The 23,920-nt window shown below is 76.7% G+C and carries 19 protein-coding genes; 11 read left to right on the top strand and 8 right to left on the bottom strand.

Annotated features, from left to right (window positions below):
• Window positions 1-22: 22 nt before the first annotated feature.
• Window positions 23-2,077, bottom strand: a complete 2,055-nt coding sequence (locus JIG38_RS10320) for an alpha-1,4-glucan--maltose-1-phosphate maltosyltransferase (RefSeq protein ID WP_199423740.1) — start codon at window positions 2,075-2,077, stop codon at window positions 23-25.
• A 484-nt stretch (window positions 2,078-2,561) separates the two neighbouring features.
• Here JIG38_RS10320 and glgP point away from each other — a divergent pair, with 484 nt between their 5' ends.
• Window positions 2,562-5,138: an alpha-glucan family phosphorylase gene (glgP, locus tag JIG38_RS10315; protein ID WP_199423702.1), complete on the top strand. Its 2,577-nt coding sequence runs from the start codon at window positions 2,562-2,564 to the stop codon at window positions 5,136-5,138.
• 50 nt (window positions 5,139-5,188) lie between these two features.
• Here the strand turns inward: glgP and JIG38_RS10310 are convergent, their stop codons facing one another.
• Window positions 5,189-6,895: an FAD-binding dehydrogenase gene (locus tag JIG38_RS10310; RefSeq protein ID WP_199423701.1), complete on the bottom strand. Its 1,707-nt coding sequence runs from the start codon at window positions 6,893-6,895 to the stop codon at window positions 5,189-5,191.
• Between the two features lie 109 nt (window positions 6,896-7,004).
• Window positions 7,005-9,203: a glycogen debranching protein GlgX gene (gene glgX / locus JIG38_RS10305; RefSeq protein WP_199423700.1), complete on the bottom strand. Its 2,199-nt coding sequence runs from the start codon at window positions 9,201-9,203 to the stop codon at window positions 7,005-7,007.
• 199 nt (window positions 9,204-9,402) lie between these two features.
• Between glgX and JIG38_RS10300 the strand changes: the two genes are divergently transcribed.
• Window positions 9,403-10,197, top strand: a complete 795-nt coding sequence (locus JIG38_RS10300; protein WP_199423699.1) for an electron transfer flavoprotein subunit beta/FixA family protein — start codon at window positions 9,403-9,405, stop codon at window positions 10,195-10,197.
• 79 nt (window positions 10,198-10,276) lie between these two features.
• A complete protein-coding gene (locus JIG38_RS10295; protein WP_199423698.1) occupies window positions 10,277-11,260 on the top strand; it encodes an electron transfer flavoprotein subunit alpha/FixB family protein in 984 nt (327 codons plus the stop codon).
• Window positions 11,261-11,305: 45 nt separating this feature from the next.
• On the opposite strand, the gene JIG38_RS10290 is transcribed toward JIG38_RS10295, so the two are convergent.
• Window positions 11,306-12,289, bottom strand: a complete 984-nt coding sequence (locus JIG38_RS10290; protein WP_307844788.1) for a phosphotransferase family protein — start codon at window positions 12,287-12,289, stop codon at window positions 11,306-11,308.
• Window positions 12,290-12,428: 139 nt separating this feature from the next.
• Between JIG38_RS10290 and JIG38_RS10285 the strand changes: the two genes are divergently transcribed.
• A complete protein-coding gene (locus JIG38_RS10285; protein WP_307844786.1) occupies window positions 12,429-13,670 on the top strand; it encodes a cysteine desulfurase family protein in 1,242 nt (413 codons plus the stop codon).
• A 97-nt stretch (window positions 13,671-13,767) separates the two neighbouring features.
• A complete protein-coding gene (locus JIG38_RS10280) occupies window positions 13,768-15,435 on the top strand; it encodes a bifunctional 3'-5' exonuclease/DNA polymerase (protein ID WP_199423697.1) in 1,668 nt (555 codons plus the stop codon).
• Between the two features lie 39 nt (window positions 15,436-15,474).
• On the opposite strand, the gene JIG38_RS10275 is transcribed toward JIG38_RS10280, so the two are convergent.
• The 3 genes from JIG38_RS10275 to JIG38_RS10265 all read right to left on the bottom strand — a co-directional run bounded on the left by JIG38_RS10275 (window position 15,475) and on the right by JIG38_RS10265 (window position 17,242).
• A complete protein-coding gene (locus tag JIG38_RS10275) occupies window positions 15,475-15,960 on the bottom strand; it encodes a pyridoxamine 5'-phosphate oxidase family protein (RefSeq protein WP_199423696.1) in 486 nt (161 codons plus the stop codon).
• Between the two features lie 78 nt (window positions 15,961-16,038).
• Window positions 16,039-16,317: a hypothetical protein gene (locus JIG38_RS10270; protein ID WP_199423695.1), complete on the bottom strand. Its 279-nt coding sequence runs from the start codon at window positions 16,315-16,317 to the stop codon at window positions 16,039-16,041.
• A 97-nt stretch (window positions 16,318-16,414) separates the two neighbouring features.
• Window positions 16,415-17,242, bottom strand: a complete 828-nt coding sequence (locus tag JIG38_RS10265) for an alpha/beta fold hydrolase (RefSeq protein WP_199423694.1) — start codon at window positions 17,240-17,242, stop codon at window positions 16,415-16,417.
• A 30-nt stretch (window positions 17,243-17,272) separates the two neighbouring features.
• Between JIG38_RS10265 and JIG38_RS10260 the strand changes: the two genes are divergently transcribed.
• A complete protein-coding gene (locus tag JIG38_RS10260; RefSeq protein ID WP_199423693.1) occupies window positions 17,273-17,659 on the top strand; it encodes an HNH endonuclease in 387 nt (128 codons plus the stop codon).
• A gap of 25 nt (window positions 17,660-17,684) precedes the next feature.
• On the opposite strand, the gene JIG38_RS10255 is transcribed toward JIG38_RS10260, so the two are convergent.
• Window positions 17,685-18,086, bottom strand: coding sequence for a VOC family protein (locus tag JIG38_RS10255; RefSeq protein ID WP_199423692.1), 402 nt, complete (start codon window positions 18,084-18,086; stop codon window positions 17,685-17,687).
• 63 nt (window positions 18,087-18,149) lie between these two features.
• Here JIG38_RS10255 and mnmA point away from each other — a divergent pair, with 63 nt between their 5' ends.
• The 5 genes from mnmA (at window position 18,150) to JIG38_RS21030 (ending at window position 23,917) form a co-directional block, all read left to right on the top strand.
• On the top strand, window positions 18,150-19,241 hold the full coding sequence (gene mnmA, locus JIG38_RS10250) for a tRNA 2-thiouridine(34) synthase MnmA (protein WP_199423691.1): 1,092 nt from the start codon (window positions 18,150-18,152) through the stop codon (window positions 19,239-19,241).
• Window positions 19,238-20,275: a uroporphyrinogen decarboxylase/cobalamine-independent methonine synthase family protein gene (locus JIG38_RS10245; RefSeq protein ID WP_199423690.1), complete on the top strand. Its 1,038-nt coding sequence runs from the start codon at window positions 19,238-19,240 to the stop codon at window positions 20,273-20,275. The genes mnmA and JIG38_RS10245 overlap by 4 nt, the downstream gene beginning before the upstream one ends.
• 116 nt (window positions 20,276-20,391) lie before the next feature.
• Window positions 20,392-22,611, top strand: coding sequence for an NAD-dependent DNA ligase LigA (ligA, locus tag JIG38_RS10240; protein WP_199423737.1), 2,220 nt, complete (start codon window positions 20,392-20,394; stop codon window positions 22,609-22,611).
• Window positions 22,608-23,120 (top strand): GNAT family N-acetyltransferase, encoded by a 513-nt coding sequence (locus JIG38_RS10235; RefSeq protein ID WP_199423689.1) that lies wholly within the window; start codon window positions 22,608-22,610, stop codon window positions 23,118-23,120. The genes ligA and JIG38_RS10235 overlap by 4 nt, the downstream gene beginning before the upstream one ends.
• Complete coding sequence (locus JIG38_RS21030; protein WP_199423688.1) at window positions 23,117-23,917, top strand: GNAT family N-acetyltransferase; 801 nt, start codon at window positions 23,117-23,119, stop codon at window positions 23,915-23,917. The genes JIG38_RS10235 and JIG38_RS21030 overlap by 4 nt, the downstream gene beginning before the upstream one ends.
• The last annotated feature ends 3 nt before the right edge of the window (window positions 23,918-23,920 follow it).

Raw genomic sequence — 23,920 nt, 5'->3', positions numbered from 1 at the left:
TGGTTCTCGGGCCGGTCAGCGGTCACAGGGTCCTCACACCGATGATGTGGGCGCACTGGGTCCACGGGTCGAGGCGCACGTACGGGTGCGCGCCCCAGGCGTAGACGGCGCCGGAGAGCAGGTCGTGGGCGGCGAACGCGGGCGCGTCCTGGTCGTGCGGCGCGTGCACGCCGAGCGCGGCGAGGTCCAGGTCGAGTACCGCCTCGCGCGTCGTGTGCGGGTCGGTGTTGACCACGACGACGACGGCGTCGGCGCGCCCGGTGGGGGACTGCGCGGCCGTCACGTGGCGCGAGAAGCACAGGATCGCGTCGTCGCTCGTGGGGTGGACCGTCAGGCCGCGCAGGCGCCGGAGGGCCGGGTGCTCGCGCCGGATGGCGTTGAGCCGGCCGAGCAGGTGGCCGATGCCCGTCGCCTCGGCGGCGGCCCAGTCGCGCGGCTTGAACTCGTACTTCTCGTTGTCGATCTGCTCCTCGACACCGGGCCGGGGCACGTTCTCGACGAGCTCGTAGCCCGAGTAGATGCCCCACGTGGGCGCGCCCGTGGCCGCGAGGACGGCGCGGATCGCGAACGCCGGCGGACCGCCGTGCTGCATGTACGGCGTGAGGATGTCGTGCGTCGTCGGCCAGAAGCTCGGTCGCATGTACGCCGCGGCCGGTCCGGAGACCTCCTCGAGGTACTCGGCGAGCTCCTCCTTGGTGTTGCGCCAGGTGAAGTACGTGTACGACTGGTGGAAGCCGATCCGCGCGAGCGTGTGCATCATCGCGGGCCTGGTGAAGGCCTCCGCGAGGAAGATTACGTCCGGGTGCGCGGCGTTGACGTCCGCGATGAGCCACTCCCAGAACGGGAGCGGCTTCGTGTGCGGGTTGTCGACGCGGAACGCGGTCACGCCGTGGTCGATCCAGACCTGGAGCACGCGCCGCACCTCGGCGTAGATGCCCTCGGGGTCGTTGTCGAAGTTGAGCGGGTAGATGTCCTGGTACTTCTTGGGCGGGTTCTCCGCGTAGGCGATCGAGCCGTCGATGCGGGTCGTGAACCACTCGGGGTGCTCGCGCACCCACGGGTGGTCCGGCGAGCACTGGAGCGCGAGGTCGAGCGCGACCTCGAGCCCGTTCTCGCGCGCGACGGCGACGAAGTGGTCGAAGTCCTCGAAGGTGCCCAGCTCGGGGTGGATCGCGTCGTGGCCGCCGTCGGGCGAGCCGATGGCGTACGGCGAGCCCGGGTCGCCCGGCTCGGTGTCGAGCGAGTTGTTGCGCCCCTTGCGGTACGTGGTCCCGATGGGGTGGATCGGCGTCAGGTACGCGACGTCGAAGCCCATGGCGGCGATCGCCGGCAGGCGCTCGGCGGCGGTGCGCAGGGTGCCCGAGCGCCACTCGTGCGTCACCGGGTCCTGCACCGCGCCCTCGGACCGCGGGAAGAGCTCGTACCAGGAGCCGACGAGCGCGAGCTCGCGCTGCACGAGCAGCGGGTAGGTGTCGCTCGGGCTCACGTGCTCGCGCAGCGGGTGCGCGGCGAGCGCCTCCTCGACCTCGGGCGCCAGGCCCGCGGCCAGGCGCGCACCCGGCGGGCGCGTCGTGTCCCGCAGGCCGGCGACGGCGTCCGCGAGCACGCGCGCGACGTCGGACGGCAGCCCGGGACGGCTCGCGGCGCGCTCGAGCAGCGCGGCGCCCTCGGCCAGCATGAGCTCCACGTCGACCCCGGCGGCGACCTTGACGCTCGCGTCGTGGCTCCAGGTGCCGTACGGGTCGGACCAGCCCTCGACGCGGAAGCCCCAGGAGCCGGGGGCGTCGGGGACGAGGTCGGCGCGGTAGCTGTCGAGGCCCTTGTTGACGACGTCCATGCGGACCGCGGTGCGGTCGGTGCCGTCCGGCGCGATGAGCACCGCCGTGGCCGCGACGGCGTCGTGCCCCTCGCGGAACACGGTCGCCGTGACCTCGACGGCCTCGCCCACGACCGCCTTGGCGGGCCAGCGGCCGCCCTCGACGACCGGTCCCACGCCGACGACGGGGATGCGCCCGACGCGGGGCGCGGGCGTGGGGGTCCAGGGCTGCGCCGAGGGTCGCGGCGGTGCCGGCGGCACGGGCGGGGCGGGCGGCACGCGCGGCGCCGGCGGCGCGGCGGCGGCTGGCGGCGCGGGCGGGGCGCCGGGCTCGGGCGGGACCGGCACCGAGGTCCGACCCGGCTCCGGCTGGGCCGCGGCCGCGGCGGACCGCGAGGCCCGGCGGGCCTTCGTGCGGGGAGGGGTGGACGGCGTTCGGGGCGGAGGGGGCGGCGTGGACGGCGTCACCCCTCGAACCTACCCAGGCGCCCGGCCGGACGGCATCCGGACACGGCAGGGGCGCCCGACCGGCGTCCATCTGGTGGACGGGCCCGACGGGCGCGCCGAGCGGTGCGGGTGAGGTCGCGCGCGGGGCACCGGAGCCTCGGTCGGACGCGCCCGGGCCCGCGACCTGCGCGGGTGTCCCCGGCCGCCGGAGCCCGCGAGGTCCGCGGAGGCCGCAACGCTTGCAGATACTTGCAGCAATGGTGGCTGCGGCGCCGTCGGACCGTCTACGCTCACGCCCGTGAGAGCCATCCGCCGATTCACCGTCCGTACCGTCCTGCCCGCCGAGCTGGCGGACCTCGACGAGCTCGCCCACAACCTGCGCTGGTCGTGGCACGCGCCGACGCGGGACCTGTTCGCCGGGCTCGACGCCCGCCTGTGGGAGAGCGTCAACGGCGACCCCGTCGCCCTGCTCGGCGCCCTCGGCCCGGACCGCCTCGCGGCGCTCGCGGCCGACGCGGGCTTCGTCGCCCGCGTGCGCGAGGCGTCCGCCGACCTGGCGCGCTACCTCGCCGAGGACCGGTGGTACCAGCGCGAGGCGGCGGCCGACCCGTCGCTGCCCGCCGCGATCGCCTACTTCTCGCCCGAGTTCGGCATCACCTCGGTGCTGCCGCAGTACTCCGGCGGCCTCGGCATCCTCGCGGGCGACCACCTCAAGAGCGCGTCCGACCTGGGTGTCCCGATCGTCGGCGTCGGCCTCCTCTACGGGGCGGGCTACTTCAAGCAGGCGCTCTCGCGCGACGGCTGGCAGGTCGAGTCCTACCCCGTCATCGACCCGGACGGCCTGCCCCTGACGCTCCTGCGCGAGGCCGACGGCGCGCCGGCGCGCGTCTCGCTGCCCCTGCCCGGGGGCCGCACGCTGCACGCGCACGTGTGGCGCGCCGCCGTCGGGCGCGTGCCGCTCCTCCTGCTCGACTCCAACGTCCCCGAGAACGACGACCTGGCCCGGAAGGTGACCGACCGCCTCTACGGCGGCGGGGGCGAGCACCGCCTCCAGCAGGAGCTGCTGCTCGGCGTCGGCGGCGTCAAGGCGCTGCGGCTGTGGTCGCGCCTCACGGGCGCCCCGGCGCCGGAGGTCTACCACACCAACGAGGGCCACGCGGGGTTCCTCGGCATCGAGCGGATCCGCGAGCTCGTGGGCGAGGTCGGCCTGGCGTTCGACGACGCGCTCGAGGCCGTGCGCGCCGCCACCGTCTTCACGACGCACACGCCCGTCCCGGCCGGCATCGACCGCTTCGAGGCCTCGCTCGTCGCGCAGTACTTCGGCGGCGACCTCGCGATCGACGGCGTCCCCGTCGAGCGGGTCCTCGCGCTCGGCGCCGAGGACTACGAGGGCGGCGACCCGACGCTGTTCAACATGGCCGTCATGGGCCTGCGCCTGGGCGGCCGCGCCAACGGCGTGTCGCTGCTGCACGGCGAGGTCTCGCGCGGGATGTTCAACGGGCTGTGGGCGGGCTTCGACGAGGCGGAGGTCCCGATCTCGTCCGTCACCAACGGCGTGCACTCGCCCACGTGGGTCGACCGCAAGCTCGTGGACCTCGCGACGCGGCACCTGTCGGAGGCCGAGCTCGAGGACGGCACGGGCTGGCTGCGCCCCGACGGCGTGGCCGACGAGGACCTGTGGGCCATGCGTCGCACGCTGCGCGCGCAGCTCGTTGCGAACGCGCGCGAGCGGGTGCGCGGCTCGTGGCGTCACCGCGGCGCGAGCCCGGCCGAGCTGGGCTGGGTCGACGACGTCCTCGACCCCGACGTCCTGACCATCGGGTTCGCGCGCCGCGTGCCCACGTACAAGCGGCTGACGCTCATGCTCAGCGACCCCGAGCGCCTGCGCTCGCTCCTGCTGCACCCCGAGCGTCCCGTCCAGCTCGTCATCGCGGGCAAGTCGCACCCGGCCGACGACCAGGGCAAGCGCCTCATCCAGCAGCTCGTCCGGTTCGCCGACGACGCGGGCGTGCGCCACCGCATCGTGTTCCTGCCGAACTACGACATCGCGATGGCCCAGACGCTCTACCCGGGCTGCGACGTGTGGCTCAACAACCCGCTGCGCCCGCTCGAGGCGTGCGGCACGTCGGGCATGAAGGCCGCGCTCAACGGCGGCCTCAACCTCTCGATCCTCGACGGCTGGTGGGACGAGTGGTACGACGGCGAGAACGGCTGGGCCATCCCGACCGCCGACGGCGTCGACGACCCGGACCGCCGCGACGACCTCGAGGCGGCCGCGCTGTACGACCTCATCGAGAACCAGGTCGCCGCGCGGTTCTACGACCGCGACGAGCGGGGCCTGCCGGTCCGCTGGCTCGAGATGGTGCGGCACACGCTCGCGACGCTCGGCCCGAAGGTCCAGGCGACGCGCATGGTGGCGGACTACGTCCGCCGGCTCTACACGCCGGCCGCGGTCGCGGGTCGCTCGCTCAACGGCGCCGGCTTCCCGGGCGCCAAGGAGCTCGCCGCGTGGAAGCAGGCCGTGCGCGAGGGCTGGCCCCACGTGCGCGTCGACCACGTCGAGTCCGTCGGCGTGGGCGAGGTGGCGCAGGTGGGCGACGTGCTCCAGGTGCGCGCGTACGTGTCGCTCGGCTCGCTGCGCCCGCAGGACGTCGCGGTCGAGGTCGTGCACGGCCGCGTGTCGGAGGCCGACGAGCTCAGCGACGTCCGGCGCGAGGAGCTGGCGCACGTCGAGGGCTACGAGGCCGGACGCCACGCCTTCGCGGGCGACGTCCGCCTGGGCGCGTCGGGGCCGTTCGGCTACACGGTCCGCATCGTGCCGAAGAACGAGCACCTCGCCTCGGTCGCGGAGACCGGGCTGGTCGCCAACGCCTGAGCCGTGCGCCCGACGGCCCCGTCCCCTCCCGGGGGGCGGGGCCGTCGGCGTCAGTCCCGCAGGTGGGCGGCGACCGAGCGGCCCGCGACGTGCCCCGAGAACAGGCACCCGCCGAGGAACGTGCCCTCGAGCGCGCGGTGCCCGTGCATGCCGCCGCCGCCGAAGCCCGCGGCCTCGCCCGCGGCCCAGACGCCGTCGAGCGGGCTCCCGTCCGCGCGCAGCACGCGGCCCTGGGTGTCCGTGTGCAGCCCGCCGAGCGTCTTGCGCGTGAGCACCGACAGCCGGACCGCGAGCAGCGGGCCGTCCTCGGGCGCGAGGATCGGCGCCGGCGGCGCGACGCGGACGACGCGGTCGACGACGTACCGCCGGGCCATCGCGGTGGCCACGACCTGGGGGTCCTTGCCGAGCCCCGTCGCGACCTGGGCGTCGCGCGCGCGGATCGTCCGCTCGAGCGCGACGGGGTCGATCCGGTCGGTGACGGTCAGCGCGTTCATGCCCCGCGCGAGGCCGGCCGGGGTGTCCGCCCGGACGAACTCCTCGCTGAGCTCGGCGAACCGCTCGACGGGCAGCACCGCGCCGGGCAGCGCCCGCTGCAGCACGGCGCGCGCGTCCTTGCCGGTCAGGTCGGGGTTCTGCTCGGAGCCCGAGAGCGCGAACTCGGTCCCCATGATGGCGCGGTTGAGCACGAACCAGGAGTGGTCGTCGCCGCGCCCGACGACGTGCCGCAGCGCCCCGAGCGCGTCGAAGCCCGGGAAGAGGGGTGCGGGCAGGCGGTTGCCGTCGGCGTCGAGCCAGAGCGAGCTGGGGCCGGGCAGGATGCGGATGCCGTGCCGGCTCCACACGGGGGAGTGGTTCGCGATCCCCTCGGGGTAGTGCCACATCCGCCCCGCGTGCACGACGGCGCCGCCCGCCGCCGCGGTGGCCGTGATCATCCGCCCGTCGACGTGGTCCGGGACGCCCGAGAGCATCCGCTCGGGCAGGCGCCCGTGCTCGGCGGGCCACGCGGCGCGCACGAGGTCGTGGTCGGCGCCGATGCCGCCCGACGTCACGACGACGGCGGGCGCGTCGACCCGGAACCGCCCGATGACGCGCCGGCTCGAGGGGGCGCCGCGCGGGGCGTCGTCGTCGGCCAGCAGCTCGCCGCTGACGCCGGTGACGCGCCCGGCGGTCGTCTCGAGCGCCGTGACGCGGTGCCGGAAGCGGACGTCCGCCAGGCCGGCGTCGCGCGCCTCGCGCAGCGCGGCGACGAACGGTGCGCAGATCGCGGGGCCCGTGCCCCAGACGATGTGGAACCGCGGCACCGAGTTGCCGTGCCCGCCCGCGAGGTAGCCGCCGCGCTCCGCCCACTGGACCGCCGGGAAGAAGCGCACGCCCTGTCGGTGCAGCCACTCGCGCATCGGGCCCGCGGCGAACTCGACGAAGGCCTCGGCCCAGCGGCGGGGGTCGTCGTCCAGCGGGTCGTGGGGGTCGAACGCGGCCGACCCGAGCCAGTCGGCGAGGGCGAGCTCGGCGCTGTCGCGCACGCGCAGGCGGCGCTGCTCGGGGGAGTCGACGAGGAACAGGCCCCCGAAGGACCACCAGGCCTGGCCGCCGAGGCTCGCCGCCGGCTCCTGCTCGAGCACGAGGACCCTGCGCCCGGCCGCCGTGAGCTCGGCCGCGGCGACGAGGCCGGCCAGGCCCGCCCCTACGACCACCGCGTCGACCGACGCGCTCCTCGTCGCGCGCGGGAGATCCGATCCGACAACGCCGTCGTCCATGTCCGCACCCTACTGACCGCACCCCACCGAGGTCGCTGGTTCGGGCCGGCCCGGGCCGCGGGGACCAGCGACCTCGGCGCCCGGGCTGGGGGGCGGGGCGGGAGGCCGCTCAGGGGCCGGCGGTGTAGAGGCGCATGCTCAGGGGCTCGAGCGTCGTGCGCTCACCGGGGGACGGGTGCAGCGCGCCGTTGATCGCGGCCGTGCGCAGCTCGTCCGGGCGGTCCCACGCGGAGTCCCACACGAGCTCCCACGACGCGCCGGGCCCGCGCGCGAGCACGACCTCGGCGACGTCGAGCAGCCCGTTGACCACGAGGAGCGCGCTGTCGCCCTGCGGTGCCGAGCGGATCATCTGGAGCGTGCGGACGCCCGGGTCGTGCCACGTGTGGTGGTCGAACGGCCCGGCGTCGGCGAGCCGCCAGTCGAGGTCGGGCCACGGCGCCCCGTCCCGGGGCTGGCCGCGGAAGAACGCGCGCGAGCGCAGCGCCGGGTGCGTGCGACGCAGGTGGAGCAGGTGGCGCGTCGTCGCGAGGTGGTCCACCTGCCAGGGCTCGAGCTCCCAGTCCAGCCACGACGTCTCGTCGTCCAGGCAGTACGCGTTGTTGTTGCCGTGCTGCGTGCGGCCGATCTCGTCGCCCGCGGTGATCATGGGCGTGCCCGCGGACAGGAGCAGCGTGCCGAGGAGGTTGCGCATGGACCGGCGTCGCAGCGGCAGGATCTCCGCGCCCACCACCGCGTCGTCCACGCGGCCCTCGACGCCGTGGTTCCACGAGCGGTTGTCGTCCGTGCCGTCGCGGTTGTTCTCGCCGTTGGCCTCGTTGCGCTTGTGCTCGTAGCGCGTGAGGTCGGCGAGCGTGAACCCGTCGTGCGCGGTGACGTAGTTGACCGAGGCGACGACGCCGCGCATGAGGGGCGGGTCGCTGTAGCCGAAGAGGTCGGCCGAGCCGGCGAGCCGCGTCGCGAGGTCGCGCACCCCGTGCCCGGGCCGCCCGTGCGCGGCCTGGGCCGGGTCCGCGAGCCAGAAGGATCGCGCCGCGTTGCGGAAGCGGTCGTTCCACTCGGCGAGCGGCGCGGGGAACGCCCCCGTCCGCCACCCGCCGGGCCCGACGTCCCACGGCTCGGCCACGAGCTTGGTGCCCGCGAGCACGGGGTCCGTCTGGAGCGCCACGAGGAAGGGGTGCTGCGGCGTGAAGCCGTCGTCGTCCCGGCCGAGCGTCACCGCGAGGTCGAAGCGGAACCCGTCCACGCCGACGTCCGCGACCCAGTAGCGCAGCGAGTCGAGCGCCATCTGGACCACGCGCGGACGACGGAAGTCGAGCGAGTTGCCGCAGCCGGTGACGTCCGCGAACCGCGCGGGCATGCCGCCGTCGTGCAGGTAGTAGACGGTCGGGTCGAGACCCCGCCAGCTGAGCTGCGGGCCGTCCGTGCCGCCCTCGCACGTGTGGTTGTAGACGACGTCGAGCAGCACCTCGAGGCCTGCGCGGTGCAGCAGGTGGACCATGCCCTTCACCTCGGCGAGGACCGCCTGGGGGCCGGCGTCCTGCGCGGCCCGCGTCGCGTAGCGCGGGTTCGGCGCGAAGAACCCGAGCGTGTTGTAGCCCCAGTAGTTGGTCAGGCCGCGGCGCACGAGGTGCGGCTCGCTCGCCATCGCGTGGATCGGCAGCAGCTCGACCGTCGTGATCCCGAGCGCGAGGAGGTGCGCGATCGTCGCGGGGTGCGCGAGTCCCGCGTAGGTGCCGCGCAGCTCGGCGGGCACGCCCGGCAGCCGCATCGTCAGGCCGCGCACGTGGGCCTCGTAGATCACCGTGTCCTCCCACGGCACCTGCGGGCGCGGGACGGGGGGCGCGTCGAACCGGTCGTCCACCACGACGGCGTGGGGCACGTGCGCGCGCGAGTCGGTGGGGTCGGGCTCCGGCTGGGGACCGACCGTGCGCCCCTCGTCGTCGACGACGTGCCCGTGGACGGCCTGCCCGAGCACGACGTCGCCCGCGAGCCCGCGCGCGTAGGGGTCGACGAGCAGCTTCGCGGGGTTGTACCGGAGTCCGGCAGCGGGGTCCCACCGGCCGTGCGCCCGGAAGCCGTACCTCTGGCCGGCCCGGATCCCGGGCACGCGGGCGAACCACACGCCGTGCTCCGGCCCCCGGAGCGCGATCCGTCGCTCCGACCACCCGTCCGCCGACGCCGGGTCCGGGTCGAGCAGGCACAGCTCGACCGCCTCGGCGTGCGACGCGAGGACGGCGACGTCCGCGCCGTCGTCGATGAGGTGCACGCCCAGCCGGTAGGGGGCACGGCTACCCACGAGAGCGCTCACAAGGGGACAGTCTGGACCACGCCGGCGCCCGACGGCACGCAGCCCCGCGGCGCCTCCCGCCCGCGCTCGGCCGACGGGCGGGCCCTGGGCGGCCCGGCGGGCGGCCGCCGCGCGCCGGGCGGCGCGGCGGTAGCCTTCCGGGGGTCGACCGTGCGGGCTCGTGACCGCCGGACCTCGGGTGAACTGGAGAGCTGTGCCGATGAGGATCGTCGTGTGCGTCAAGCACGTCCCCGACCTGCAGGCCGAGCGCGGGTTCACGCCCGAGGGCCGGGTCGACCGCAGCCAGGGCGACGGGACCCTCAACGAGCTCGACGAGAACGCCGTCGAGGCGGCGGTCGCCCTCGCCGAGGCGCACGGCGGCGAGGTGGTCGCCGTGACGATGGGTCCGGCCGACGCCGAGGACGCCGTGCGTCGCGCCCTCCAGATGGGCGCGGACGAGGCCGTGCACGTGCTCGACGACGCGCTCGAGGGCTCGGACGCCTTCGCGACCGCGCTCGTCCTCGCCGCGGCCGTGCGCCGCGTCGCCCAGGACGGCCCGGTCGACCTCGTCGTCACGGGCATGGCCGCGCTCGACGGCCTCATGTCCGTCGTCCCGACGCTGCTCGCGGGTCACCTGGGCCTGCCGCAGGCCACCCTCGCGGCCGAGCTGACCCTCGACCCGGCGGCCGGCACCGTGCGGGTGCGGCGCGAGCTCGACCACGCGACCGAGGTCGTCGAGGCGCCGCTCCCCGCGCTGGTCAGCGTGACCGACCAGTCCAACCAGCCGCGCTACCCGAACTTCAAGGCGATCATGGCGGCGCGCAAGAAGGCCGTCGCCGCCTGGTCTCTCGCCGACCTCGGCGTCGACCCGGGCGCCGTGGGCACCGCGGGCGCGCGCACCCAGGTCCTCGACGCGACGCCGCGCCCCCCGCGCGAGAACCGCGTGCTCGTCACCGACGAGGGCGACGCGGGCCTCCGCCTGGCCGCCTTCCTCGTCGAGAACCACCTCGTCTGACCGGGCCGCCGCGCCGCACCGCCCACGCCGTGCCGGCCCGCCGCCCGCCCGCACCGACCACCGACCGCCGGAGGACCCGATGACCGACCCGACGCCCGCCACCGGCGCACCCGTGCTCGTGGTGGTCGACCACCACGGCGACGAGCCGCGCTCGTCCGCCTACGAGCTGCTCACGGTCGCACGCGCGCTCGGGCCGATCGAGGCCGCCTGGGTCGGCAGCGTCCCCGAGGCCGCCGTCGAGCGCCTCGGCGCGTGGGGGGTCGGCCGGGTCCACGAGCTGCCCGCCGCCGCCGACCTCCTGCCGCCCGAGCGCGGCACCGCGCTCGGCGCGGTCGTCGAGGCGGTGGGGGCCTCGACCGTGCTCCTGGCCTCGACGTTCGAGAACAAGGAGACCGCCGCGCGGCTCGCGCTCGCCACCGGGGCGGGCCTCATGGTCGACTCCTCGGCGGTCGAGCCCGGCCCCGACGGCGTCGTCGCCGTCCAGCAGGCCTTCGCCGCCACGTGGACGCTCCGCGCCCGCACGACGACGTCACGCGCCGTCGTCGCGCTCAAGCCCAACGCGGTCCAGGCGGTCGCGCCCGAGACGGGACCGGCCCGCCCGCAGGTCGTCACGCACGACGTCGCCGCGCCCGCGACGGCGGCCGCGCGGCTGGTCGAGCGCACGCCGCGGCCCGCGTCCGACCGGCCCGACCTCGGCGAGGCGCAGGTCGTCGTCGTCGGCGGTCGGGGGACCGAGGGCGACTTCACGCCCGTCGAGGACCTCGCGGACGCCCTCGGCGGCGCCGTCGGCGCGACGCGCGTGGCGACCGACGAGGGCTGGATCGGCCACGAGGCGCAGATCGGCCAGACGGGCGTGACGATCTCGCCGCGGCTCTACATCGGTGCGGGCGTCTCGGGCGCGGTGCACCACCGCGGCGGCATGCAGTCCTCGGGCACGATCGTCGCCGTGAACTCCGACCCGGAGTCGCCGATCTTCGAGATCGCCGACTTCGGCGTGGTCGGGGACCTGTTCACGGTGCTGCCTCAGGCGGCCGCCGAGATCCGGCGGATCAAGCAGGGCTGAGAGCCGGGCCGTCCGGGACGCCGCGGCCGCCCGGGCGTCAGAGCGTCAGAGCGAGCGGAGCCAGCCGAGCGCGGCGACGCCCTGCGCGCGCTGGAACGCGCGCAGGTTGGCGATGCCGACCGGCGCGGGCTGGACGGACCCGTGCACGAAGTAGCCGGTGATGCCGGCGAGCGCCGCGCGGACCGCGTCCGGGTCGGCGCCGGCCGCGTTGCGGTGCGCGGCGAAGAGCGCCGACGGGTCCCCGCCGCCCTGCATCGCGACGCTCGGCAGCATCGCGAGCAGGTCGAACCAGCGCGCCCCGGCGGTCGCCGCGTGCGGCCAGTCGATGAGCCAGACCCGCTCCGGGCCGAGCATGACGTTGTCCCCGCGCAGGTCGCCGTGGACGAGCGTGTCGCCCGCGACGGCGGCGAGGGCGTCGTCGGCCCAGGTCACGAGGTCGGAGAGGCGGGAGCGCAGCCACGCGCCGTGCGGCCCGGCCTCCGCGACCGCGCGGTCCACGGCCGCGCCGTCGGCCTCGAGGCTCGCGAAGCCGGTGACGACGTCCGCGAGCGTCGCGGCGAGCGTCGGCAGGCCGGCCGGCCCGGGCGTGCCCGCGTCGGCCAGGTCGCCGACCGCGTCGAGCACGCGCGCGAGCTCGTCGGGGCGCCACGGCTGGGCCGGCGACGAGCCCTCGACCGCCGCGAAGCCGAGCAGCACCCACGAGCCGTCGTCGTGCGACCACAGCAGGCGGGGGGCGGGCACGCCGTCCGGCAGCACACCCGCGACGAGGGCCTCCGCGCGGGCGAGCGTGGGGGACTCGGGGTTCTGCTCGGGGGACACCGCCTTGACGAACACCTCGGTGCCGTCGCCGAGCTCGAGGATCGCCGCGTAGCCCGGGCTGAACCCGCTCGTGGCGCTCGTCTCCGAGGTGACCTGGGCGCCCGCGAGCTCGACGATCCGGGCGCGCACGTGGCGGGGGAGGTCCGCCCAGCCGAGGCGTGAGCCGCTGAAGGCTCGGGGCGCGCTCAGCGCGGGCACGGGCGGGATCACGCGCGAATTCTGCCAGCCGCAGGTGCGCGGGTCGTGACCATTCCGGCCGCGTCGCGGGGTGGGTCCGGTGGACGTGCGGTGCAGGAGCCTGGGACGCCGTGGGCCGGGGGCGCGTCGGGGCCGCTCCTAGACTCGTGGCGTGACCTACCTCGACCACGCGGCGACCACGCCGATGCACCCGCTCGCGGTGCAGGCGCTCGTCGAGCAGCTGGGTCGGACGGGGAACCCGTCGTCGCTGCACGACGCGGGCCGGGCCGCGCGACGGGTCGTCGAGGAGTCCCGGGAGCTGCTCGCGGCCCGGCTCGGCGCGCGCCCGAGCGAGGTCGTGCTGACGGCGGGCGGGACGGAGGCGGACAACCTCGCGGTCAAGGGCGTGTACTGGTCGCGCACCGCGGCGGACCCGCGTCGGCGCCGTGTCCTCGTCTCGGCGGTCGAGCACCATGCCGTCCTCGACCCCGCCCGGTGGCTCGAGGTCCAGGGCGCCGAGGTGGTCCTGCTGCCCGTGGACGCGGACGGCGCCGTCGACGTCGCCGCGCTCGAGGCCGAGCTCGCCGCGCACGCGGACGAGGTCGCGCTCGTCAGCGTCATGTGGGCCAACAACGAGATCGGCACCGTCCAGCCGCTCCGCGCGGTGGTCGAGGCGGCCCACGCGCGGGGCGTGCCGGTGCACGCCGACGCCGTGCAGGCCGTCGGGCAGCTCGACGTCTCCTTCGCCGCGAGCGGCCTCGACGCGATGACGGTCTCGGCGCACAAGGTGGGCGGACCGGTCGGCGTCGGCGCACTGGTCGCGCGGCGCGAGCTCGCGCTGGCCCCCGTGCTCCACGGGGGCGGTCAGGAGCGCGGCGTGCGCTCGGGCACCGTCGACGCCGCGGGCGCGCGCGCCTTCGCCGTCGCGGTGGACCTCGCGGTGGCCGCGCGACCGGCCGAGGCCGTGCGCCTCGCGGCGCTGCGGGACCGGCTCGTGGACGAGGTCCGTCGCGCCGTGCCCGGCGCCGTGCTGCGCGGGCCCGACCCGGTGGCTGCGCCGGCGCGGCGGCCGGGGGCGGCGTCACCCGCCGGGTCCGCCGGGGCCGCCGGGGAGCCCGCGCGCCTGCCGGCCAACGCCCACCTCACGTTCCGGGGCTGCGAGGGCGACTCGCTGCTGTACCTGCTCGACTCGGCAGGGATCCAGTGCTCGACGGGCTCCGCGTGCCGCGCGGGGGTCCCGCAGCCCTCGCACGTGCTGCTCGCGTGCGGCGTCGCGCCCGACGACGCCCGCGGCGCGCTGCGCTTCTCGCTCGGCCGGACCTCGACCGGCGCCGACGTCGACGCCGTCGTCGCGGCCCTCCCCGGCGTGGTCGAGCGGGCCCGCGCCGCCGGCCTCGCGTCGGCCGCGCGCTGAGCCCGCCCCGGAGCGCGCCGCGCTTCCGCTCCCGTCCGCACCCGGGGCGGCGTCGGGGGGCCGCCTCGGTGTCGGCGGCGGCCGGGAGACTGGTGACGTGAGCCTCGTCCTGGTGCTCGACGACGCCGAGCGCGCCGACGCCGTCCTGCTGCGCCGGTGCGCCGACGACGGCACGCCCCAGGGCCAGGAGCGGGTGGGCCGCGACCGGCTGCCGCAGGTGGTCGCGTCCTACGAGGCCGCCCGGGACGACGGGGCGGCGCCGCGGTGGGTCTGGGACGACACGGCGCGCCGGTACCCGCCCCTGCTCCGCGCGGGCGTGCGCGTCGAGCGCTGCCACGACCTGCGGCTGTGCCACGCCATCCTGCGGCGGAGCGTCCTGTGCGCGGGCTCGGCGCTCGCCGACGCGGCGCCCGGGCCGTGGGACGAGGCGGCCGCGGACGAGCCGCCCGCCGTGGCGACGCTGTTCGACGCGGCGCCGGAGACGCGCGGCGCACCGCTCGACCCGGCGCACGAGCTCGCGCTCCAGCTCGACGCGGTCGCAGGCGCGAGCGCCCCCGGACGGCTGCGCCTGCTGCTCGCTGCCGAGTCCACGGGCGCCCTCATCGCGGCCGAGATGCGCTACGACGGGATGCCGTGGGACGTGGCGGCGCACGACCGCCTGCTCACCGCGACCCTGGGCGAGCGGCCGCGCGGGGGCGGGCGGCCCGCACGGCTCGAGGAGCTCGCGGCGCAGGTGCGCGCGGCGCTGGGCCGGCCGTCGCTCAACCCCGACTCCCAGGCCGACCTCCTCGGCGCTCTGCGCTCGGCCGGGCTCGACGTCTCCTCGACCCGCAAGGGCGAGCTGCGAGCGCTCGACCACCCGGTCGTGGAGCCCCTGCTCGAGTACAAGAAGCTCTCCCGGCTCCTCAGCGCCAACGGCTGGGCGTGGATGGAGCAGTGGGTGCACGACGGCCGCTTCCGGCCCGACTACGTCCCGGGCGGCGTGGTCACCGGCCGGTGGGCGACGAGCGGCGGCGGGGCGCTCCAGCTGCCCGCGAGCGTGCGGGCCGCCGTCCGCTCGGACCCGGGCCGGCTGCTCGTGGTCGCGGACGCCGCGCAGCTCGAGCCGCGGGTCCTCGCGGCGATGTCGGGCGACGCCGCGATGGCCGCCGCGGGTCGCCACGCCGACCTCTACCAGGGTCTCGTCGGCGCGGGGATCGTCGAGACGCGGGAGCAGGCGAAGTACGCGATGCTCGGCGCGATCTACGGCGCGACGACCGGCACCTCGGGCGCGCTCATGCCGCGCCTCACGCGCGCCTACCCGGACGCGATCGCGCTCGTGGAGGCCGCGGCCCGCGCGGGCGAGCACGGCGACGTCGTCTCCACGTGGCTCGGGCGCACCTCGCCGCGCCCCGCGTTCGCGGACGCGCTGCGCGCGGCGTCGAGCGAGGGGGCCGAGGCCGACGACGTGCGCGCCGTCCGGCGACGCGCCCGCGACTGGGGCAGGTTCACGCGCAACTTCGTCGTCCAGGGCACCGCGGCCGAGTGGGCGCTGTGCTGGATGGCGTCGTTGCGGCGTCGGCTGCGGGAGCTCGACGGCCGGCCGCACCTCGTCTTCTTCCTGCACGACGAGGTCATGGTGCACACCCCGCGGCAGGTCGCCGACGAGGTCGCCGCGGCGGTCCGCGACGCCGCCGCCGAGGCCGGGCGGCTGCTCTTCGGGGCGTTCCCCGTCGACTTCGCGGTGAGCGTCAGCGTGGTCGAGAGCTACGACCAGGCCGACTGAGCGTCGCGCGGTGCGGGCCCCCGGGCGGCGACGCGCGGCTCAGAGCTCGACGCGCTCGTTCTCGCCGCCGTCGTAGGGCTGTCCGGTGGCCTTGGCCTTGACGAAGCTGACGAGGCTCGCGACGCGGCCGCCCGGCGTGTCCCAGTACTCCGCCGAGTCGCCCTCGACCTCGAGGAGGACGACCTCGGGGTCGTCGGGGCCGTCGGGGAACCACGCCTCGACCACGGTGCTCCACAGCTCGCGCTTCCTCGCGTCGTCGGTCACCACGCGCGCGGTGCCCGTGAGCGAGACCCACGTCGACGCCGAGGACACGGTGACGTTGACCTGCGGGTGGGCCGCCAGGTGGGCGACCGTGCGGGACGAGCGCTGCGCGAAGAACCACAGGTCGCCGTCGGGCTCGACCTCCTGCAGCGCCATCGGCCGGCTCATGAGCGTCCCGTCGGGCGCCGTCGTGGTGAGCATCGCCGTGCGCTCGTCGGCGAGCAGCGCGGCGACCCTGCGGGCGCCGTCGTCGGTCGTGGTCATGGGCGGGCCTCCGTGCCGAACAGCGAGCGGGCGAGGCGACCATGGTGCGCCCGGACGCCCCGAGGCGCCCGCGGAGGGTCAGCGGGGCTCGAGGAGCAGGGCCTCGGCCTCCGCGACGACGGACGCCGCGACCTCCGCCATGAGCGACTGGCACCGGCCCCAGGCGAGCGCCTCGGACTCGACGGCGCCCACCACGTGCGCCTCGAGGCCCTCGAGGAAGGCGCGGTAGAGCGGGCTCGTCGGGTCGCCGATCATCAGCGGCGCGGCGAGGGAGAAGCGCTCCGCCCACGCGTCGCCGAACGAGCGGCGGATGCCCGCGTGCGTCTCGGCGAAGCCGGGCTGCTGCGTGATGTCCATGGCCTGTCATCGGCCCGTGCCCGGCGCGGGCTGAGCCGTGGACCGGGTGTATCCGAACCGTGAGACGGCGAGAGCACCCCGCCCGGCGCCGGGCGCCTCAGCCGAGCCGGCCGGCGAGCCAGCCCACGACGGCGTCGTACCGGTCCAGCACGGAGATGTGGCCGTCGCCCGGGCGCAGCCACAGCTCCGCGTCCGGCACGAGCTCCGCGAGCCGCACCGAGTGGGACGCGGGGACCATGCGGTCCTGGTCGCCGTGGACCAGCAGCACCGGCGCACCGATCGCCGCCGGGTCGAAGCCCCAGGGGACGGTGAAGGCGACGTCGTCGTCGACGAGGCCGTCGTCGCCCTGCTCCCCGGCCCGTCCCGCGTCCTCGCCCAGCGCGGCCCACGGCCCCTCGAGCGCGGCCCAGTCACGCTCGACGAACACGGTCGGGTCGAACTCCTCGATCTCGGCGTACCGGGCCCGCGCCTCGCGGCCCTCGGCGGCCGCGCGCAGGGCGGCGTCGGAGGCCATGCCCGCGAACCAGGCGTCGTCGCCCGTGAACGGCGCCAGGCCCGAGATCGACGCCGCGGCGACGACGCGGTCGCCGAGCAGGGCGGCGCACGCCAGCGCGTGCGGGCCGCCGCCCGAGTGGCCGTAGGTCGCGAAGCGCCCGAGGCCGAGCGCGTCGGCGACCTGCGCGACGTCGTCGCCCGCCGACGCGACGTCGCGCCCGGGCCGCGGCGTGGAGCCGCCGTACGACGGGCGGGCGTACGTCACCAGCCGCAGCCCCCGGGCCGCCGCCGCGGGCAGGAGCGGCGGCGGGAACGGGCCGGTGTGCGGCGACCCGTGGTGCCACACGAGGGTCGGCGCGCCGGACGGCCCGGTGTCGTACGTGCGCAGGGTGCTGCCGTCCCGCAGGCGGACGTCGCGTTCGGTGGTCACCGGGCCACGCTAGCGACGTACGGTCGTGCGATGAGCGGTACCGGTGCGGCAGGTCGTCCGCGCACCGAGCGGCTGCGGCTCGCGGTCGAGCGGGACGGGGCGCGGTGCGTCTGGTGCGGTCGCGCCTTCACGGGCCTCGTCGTGCCGACGCGCGAGCACCTGGTGCCGCGCGCGAAGGGCGGGCCGTCGTGGCTCGAGAACGAGGTGCCCGCGTGCGGGCGGTGCAACGGCGAGCGCGGCCACCGCGGCGTCGTCGACTGGCTGGAGGAGTGCGAGCGCCGCGGCTGGTCGCCGGACGTCGCGGCGGTCGAGCGCGCGCTCGCGTCGCTCGAGACGGCGATCGCCCTGCGCGGGGGCGCGCGCCGGGCGCGCGGCTACGTCGCGGCGCAGCGGCGGCGGCTCGCGCGGCGGGCCTGAGGCGGCGCGTGCCGGGCGCGGTGGGTCAGTCGTCGGGGGCGAAGCAGCAGAGCTCGTTGCCCTCGGGGTCGGCCAGCACGTCCCAGTGGATCGCGTCGTCGCGCGCGCGCAGCAGCGTCGCGCCCAGGGCGAGCAGCGCGTCGCGGTCGCCCACGACGTCGACGTGCATGCGGTTCTTCACGGCCTTCGGCTCGGGCACGGGGTTGACCCACAGGCGGGGCGCGGCCCCGGTCGGGTCGACCAGCAGCACCGGGTCCTCGGGCGCCGCGGCGTCGCCGGCGCGCGGCTCGGCGCGGCGGTAGCCGAGCGCGGTGCACCACCAGTCGGCGAGGGCGTGGTGGTCGCGCGCGTCGAGGCACAGGTCGAGGAACCGTGCGGGCGGCGCACCGGGTGCGGTGCCGCGCGGCGCGGTGCCCGGCTCGGTCATGGCCGCAGTGTGGCCCGCGGGACGCGCGTCCGCACGCCCGCCGCGCGCCCGTACCCTGGGCGCATGCGCGTCCTGGCAGCCCTGTCCGGCGGGGTCGACTCCGCCGTGGCCGCGGCGCGTGCGGTCGACGCGGGGCACGACGTCGTCGGCGTCCACATGGCCCTCTCGCGCGACCGCGACGAGTACCGCACCGGCTCGCGCGGGTGCTGCTCGATCGAGGACGCGGGCGACGCGCGGCGCGCGGCGGACGTGCTCGGCGTCCCGTACTACGTCTGGGACCTGTCGGAGACGTTCGAGCGCACCGTGGTCGCGGACTTCGTGGCCGAGTACGAGGCCGGCCGGACCCCCAACCCGTGCGTGCGCTGCAACGAGCACATCAAGTTCGAGGCGCTGCTCGACAAGGGCGTCGCGCTCGGGTTCGACGCCGTCTGCACCGGCCACTACGCGCGGGTCGAGATCGCCGACGACGGCACGCGCTCGCTGCACCGCGCGCGCGACGCGGCCAAGGACCAGTCCTACGTGCTCGCGGTCATGGGCCCCGAGCGGCTGGCGCGCGCGATGTTCCCGCTCGGCGACGCGGCGTCGAAGGACGACGTCCGCGCCGAGGCGGCCGCGCGCGGGCTCGGCGTCTCGGCGAAGCCCGACTCCTACGACATCTGCTTCGTCGCCGACGGCGACACGCAGGGCTTCCTGCGCCGGCGGCTCGGCTCGCGGCCGGGTGAGGTCGTGGACGCCGAGGGCGCCGTGGTGGGGCGGCACGACGGCGCCTACGCGTACACCGTCGGGCAGCGCAAGGGCCTCGCGCTCGACCGGCCCGCGCCCGACGGGCGGCCGCGGTACGTGCTCGAGGTGCGCCCGGCGAGCAACACGGTCGTCGTCGGCGCGGCCGAGCTCCTCACCGTGACGCGCCTGCACGGCACGGACGCGGTCTGGTTCGCCCCGCCGGCCGACGGCGCGTGGTTCGACTGCAGCGTCCAGGTGCGCGCGCACGGGTCGCCGCTCGCCGCCCGGGCGCGCGCGGTGGCGGGGGCGTCCGGCGACGTCGAGGTCGTGGTCGACGCCGGCCTGCGCGGCCTCGCGCCCGGCCAGTCCGCCGTGCTCTACGACGGGACGCGGGTGCTCGCCGAGGCGACCGTGACGCGGACGGCGCGGTGACGGGGGTCAGCCTGCTCGGGCCGTGGCCCGGCACGAGGCTGCACGAGGCGCAGGCGACCCTGCTGGGCGAGCTCACGGCCGTCCCCGAGGGCGTGACCGGGCTCCCCGTCGCGGCGCAGCTGCCCGGGCGCGGGCCCTGGGCGGACTCGGTGGCGCGGACGGCGTCCCTGCTCACGGAGATGCCCGTCGAGCTCGGCACGCACGGCTGGAAGCTCGCCGACCGGCCGGGGCGCGACCTCGAGCGCTGCCACGCGAACCTGCGCGAGGAGGTCGACGAGCTCGCGATCGCCGCGTACGGGTACACCGGCCCGCTCGTGCTCTCCGTGCGGGGACCGTGGACGCTCGCGGGCTCGCTCTACCTGGCGCGCGGTGACCGGGTGCTCAGCGACCCGGGCGCGGTGCGCGCGCTCGTCGCGTCGCTCGGCGACGGGCTCACGGGCCTGCTCGGTCGCGTGCGGGCCGCGGTCCCGGGCGCGCAGCCGGTCGTCGTGCTGCGCGAGCCGCAGCTGCCGGACGTCCTCGCGGGCACCGTGCCCACGTTCTCGGGGTTCGCGCGGATCCGCTCGGTGACCACCGAAGTCGCGACGGGCGCGCTCGCCGACGTCGTCCGGATGCTCCAGGGCGCCGGGGCGCGCGTCGTCGCGCACGGCGGCTCGCGCTTCGCGACGCGTTCGTTCGGCGTGCTCGCGGGCAGCGGCGCGGACGACCTCGGTGCCGCCGCGGCGGCGCTGGGCAGCGCGCAGTGGGAGCAGGTCGCGGGCGCCGTGGAGGACGGTCGGGGCATGTGGTTCGGCCTGCCGCGCGAGCGCCACGGGCGCCGGACCGACCCGACGGAGGTCGCGCGGCGCGTCGGGGGGCCCTGGACCGCCGTGGGCCTGCCCGCGGCGGGGCTCGCGGACGTCGCCGTGCACGTGGAGACGTCCGGCACCGTCTCGGGCGCGGACGTGCAGACGCTGCGCGAGGCGGACCTGCGCTCGGCGCTGCGCGTGGCGCGCGAGGTCGCGGCACGGCTCGCGGAGCAGGCGTCCGGCTGACGGCGGCCGGACGGCGGGGTGTCGGTGGCAGGCGCCATGATGGCCCCGTGAGCGAGACGACCGACCTGCCCGTGACCACGCCGACCGTCCCGGGCACGGGCACGAGCACCGCACCGGTGCCCGAGCTGGACGAGCGCGACGCGGGCCTCGACGAGGACGCCGCGCGCCACCGCTGGACCGACCTCGCGGAGCAGGTCAGCGCCCACCAGTTCGCCTACTACGTGCGCGACGCCCCCACGGTGTCCGACGCGGAGTACGACGAGCTGCTGCGCCGCCTCGACGCGCTCGAGCACGCGCACCCGGCCCTGCGCACCCCGGACTCGCCCACGCAGCGCGTGGGCGGGACGTTCTCGACGGACTTCACCGCCGTGGACCACGTCGAGCGCATGCTGAGCCTCGACAACGCCTTCTCGCTCGAGGACGTCGGCTCGTGGGCGGACCGCGTGCAGCGCGAGCTCGACGGCGGGTCCGCGGACCTGCACTACCTGTGCGAGCTCAAGATCGACGGCCTCGCGATCGCCCTCCTGTACGAGGGCGGCCGGCTCGTGCGCGCCGCGACCCGCGGCGACGGTCGCACGGGCGAGGACGTGACGCTCAACGTGCGGACCATCGAGGGCGTCCCGCACGTGCTCGCGGGCGACGACCACCCGGAGCTGCTCGAGGTGCGCGGTGAGGTCTTCCTGCCCGTCGAGGGGTTCCGCGCGCTCAACGAGGCGCAGGTCGCCGCGGGCAAGGCGCCGTTCGCGAACCCGCGGAACTCCGCGGCGGGCTCCCTGCGGCAGAAGGACCCGCGCGTGACCGCGTCGCGGCCGCTGCGGATGCTCTGCCACGGCATCGGCGCGCTGCGCTGGGAGGGCCGCGCCGAGGCGACCGCGCGGCAGTCCGAGACGTACGACCTGCTCGCGTCGTGGGGCCTGCCCGTCTCGACCCACACGCGGGTCGTCGACGACCTCGCGGGGGTCGAGGCGATGATCGAGCACTACCGCGAGCACCGGCACGCGGTCGAGCACGAGATCGACGGCATCGTCGTCAAGGTCGACGAGACGGCCCTGCAGCGGCGCCTCGGCTCGACGAGCCGCGCGCCGCGGTGGGCGATCGCGTTCAAGTACCCGCCCGAGGAGGTCAACACCAGGCTCCTCGACATCCAGGTCAACGTAGGGCGCACCGGGCGGGTCACGCCGTTCGGCGTCATGCAGCCCGCCCAGGTGGCGGGCTCGACGGTCGAGATGGCGACCCTGCACAACGCGAACGAGGTCCGCCGCAAGGGCGTGCTCATCGGGGACACCGTGGTGCTGCGCAAGGCGGGCGACGTCATCCCGGAGATCGTCGGCCCGGTGGTCGAGCTCCGGGACGGCACGGAGCGCGAGTTCGTCATGCCGACGCACTGCCCGTCGTGCGGCACCCCGCTCGCCCCGGCGAAGGAGGGGGACGTCGACATCCGGTGCCCCAACTCCCGCTCGTGCCCGTCGCAGCTGCGCGAGCGCCTCTTCCACGTCGCCTCGCGGGGCGCCTTCGACATCGAGGCGATGGGCTGGGAGGCCGCGGCCGCGCTCCTCGACGCCGCCGTCGTCGAGGACGAGGGCGACCTCTTCGCGCTCGACGAGGCCAAGCTGCGCCGCGTGCCGCAGTTCGTGCTCTCGACGCGCTCCAAGGTCAAGGGGCGCGTGCGTGAGGCGGGCGACCTCAACGCGGTCGGCGAGGCGCTGCTCGGCAACCTCGAGAAGGCCAAGGAGCAGCCGCTGTGGCGCGTGCTCGTGGCGCTCTCGGTGCGGCACGTCGGACCGACCGCGGCCCGCGCGCTCGCGACGCACTTCGGCTCGCTCGAGGACATCCGCGACGTCGCGACGCGCGAGGGCGGCGAGGCGGAGCTCGCGGCCGTCGAGGGCGTCGGCCCCACGATCGCCGCGGCGCTGCGCGACTGGTTCGCGGTCGACTGGCACCGCGCGATCGTCGACAAGTGGGCGACGGCCGGCGTACGGATGCGCGACGAGCGCGACGCGTCGGTCGAGCGGACCCTCGAGGGCCTGACCGTGGTCGTGACCGGCTCGCTCGAGGGCTTCTCGCGCGACGGCGCGAAGGAGGCGATCCTCGCGCGCGGGGGCAAGGCGGCGGGCAGCGTCTCGAAGAAGACGGACTTCGTCGTCGTCGGCGACAACGCCGGGTCGAAGGAGGCGAAGGCCCGCGAGCTCGGGCTGCCGATCCTCGACGAGGCGGGCTTCGTCGCGCTGCTCGCGGGCGGGCCGGCCGCGGTCGGCGGGGCGGGCGCGGACGCCGGTGCGGGCCCCGGCACGGACGACGACACGGACGCCGAGGCGGAGGACGAGGGCGAGGCATGAGCGTCGACGTCCGCCCCGTGCGCGACGACGAGCTCCCGGCGGTCGCCGAGCTGGTCGCGCGCGCCTACGTCGTCGACGGCCTCATCACGCCGGACCACGAGTACGTCGAGGAGCTGCGTGCCGCCGCGGACCGCGCCGCCCGGGCGACGGTGCTCGTGGCCGTCGAGCCCGACGGCACGGTGGCGGGCACGGTGACGCTCGCCGTCCCGCCGTCGTCCTACGCGGAGATCGCCGCCGAGGGGGAGGCCGAGATCCGCATGCTGGCCGTCGACCCGGCCGCCCGCGGCCGTGGGCTGGGGGAGGTGCTCATGCGCGCCGCGACCGACCGGGCGCGCGACGCCGGCGCGCGGACGCTCGTGCTCACCACCATCGACACGATGCGGAGTGCGCACCGGCTGTACGAGCGGCTCGGCCTCGTCCGGGCACCCGAGCGGGACTGGGGCGACGACCCCGACTACCAGCTCTGGGTCTACGTCGCCCCGCTGCGCCCCGCGGCCGAGGTCCGGTGACGTCGGCGTCGGCCGCCGTCCGTCCCGGCCGCAGCCCCGGGGCGCCCGGCGTCCGCGTCGAGGTGGCGACGTGGCGTCCGGTCGACGTCACCACGATCGACGGCTGGCAGGTCGGCCGGTCGGCCGGCTTCACGCGACGGGCGAACAGCGTCGTGGCGCTCGCCGAGCCCGCCGACCCGGAGCGCGCGCTCGACGGTGCCGAGGCCCTCTACCGCGAGCACGGGCTGCCGCCCGTCGTCCGCGTCTGCGCCGGCTCGGCGCCCGCCGACCTCGACGCACGCCTGGCCCGCCGTGGCTACGCGGTCGCCGCCACCACGCAGGTCATGGCGCGCGGCGGCCTCGCCGAGCTCCCGGCACCCGAGCCGTCCGACGGCGCGACGGTGCACGTCGCCGACGCCCCGGACGCCGCGTGGGTCGCCGGCTGGGTCGGCGTGAAGTCCCAGCTGAGCGGTCATGGTGTCGACCACGGGCTCGCCGCCCGGATCCTCACCGGCTCGCCCGCGCGGTACCTGTCCGCGCGTGCGGCGGACGGCACCCTGCTCGGCGTCGTGCGGGCGGCGCCCGCCGACGACTGGGTCGCCGTGTCGTGCCTCATGGTCCCCGCGGCCGGCCGGCGCCGGGGGATCGGTCGCGCCCTGACCCTCGCGGCCCTGCGGGACGCCGCCGGGAGGGGGGCCGAGCGGGCGTTCCTCCAGGTCGAGGCCTCGAACGCCGGTGCGGTCGCGCTCTACGCCGGCCTCGGGTTCGAGGTGGTCGACACCTACCACTACCGGGAGCGGGTCACGCCGCGTCCCTGAGCC

It is taken from the genome of Actinotalea solisilvae (assembly GCF_016464425.1).
Taxonomy (GTDB): Bacteria; Actinomycetota; Actinomycetes; order Actinomycetales; family Cellulomonadaceae; genus Actinotalea; species Actinotalea solisilvae.
This window is presented reverse-complemented; position numbering and strand designations above follow the sequence as displayed.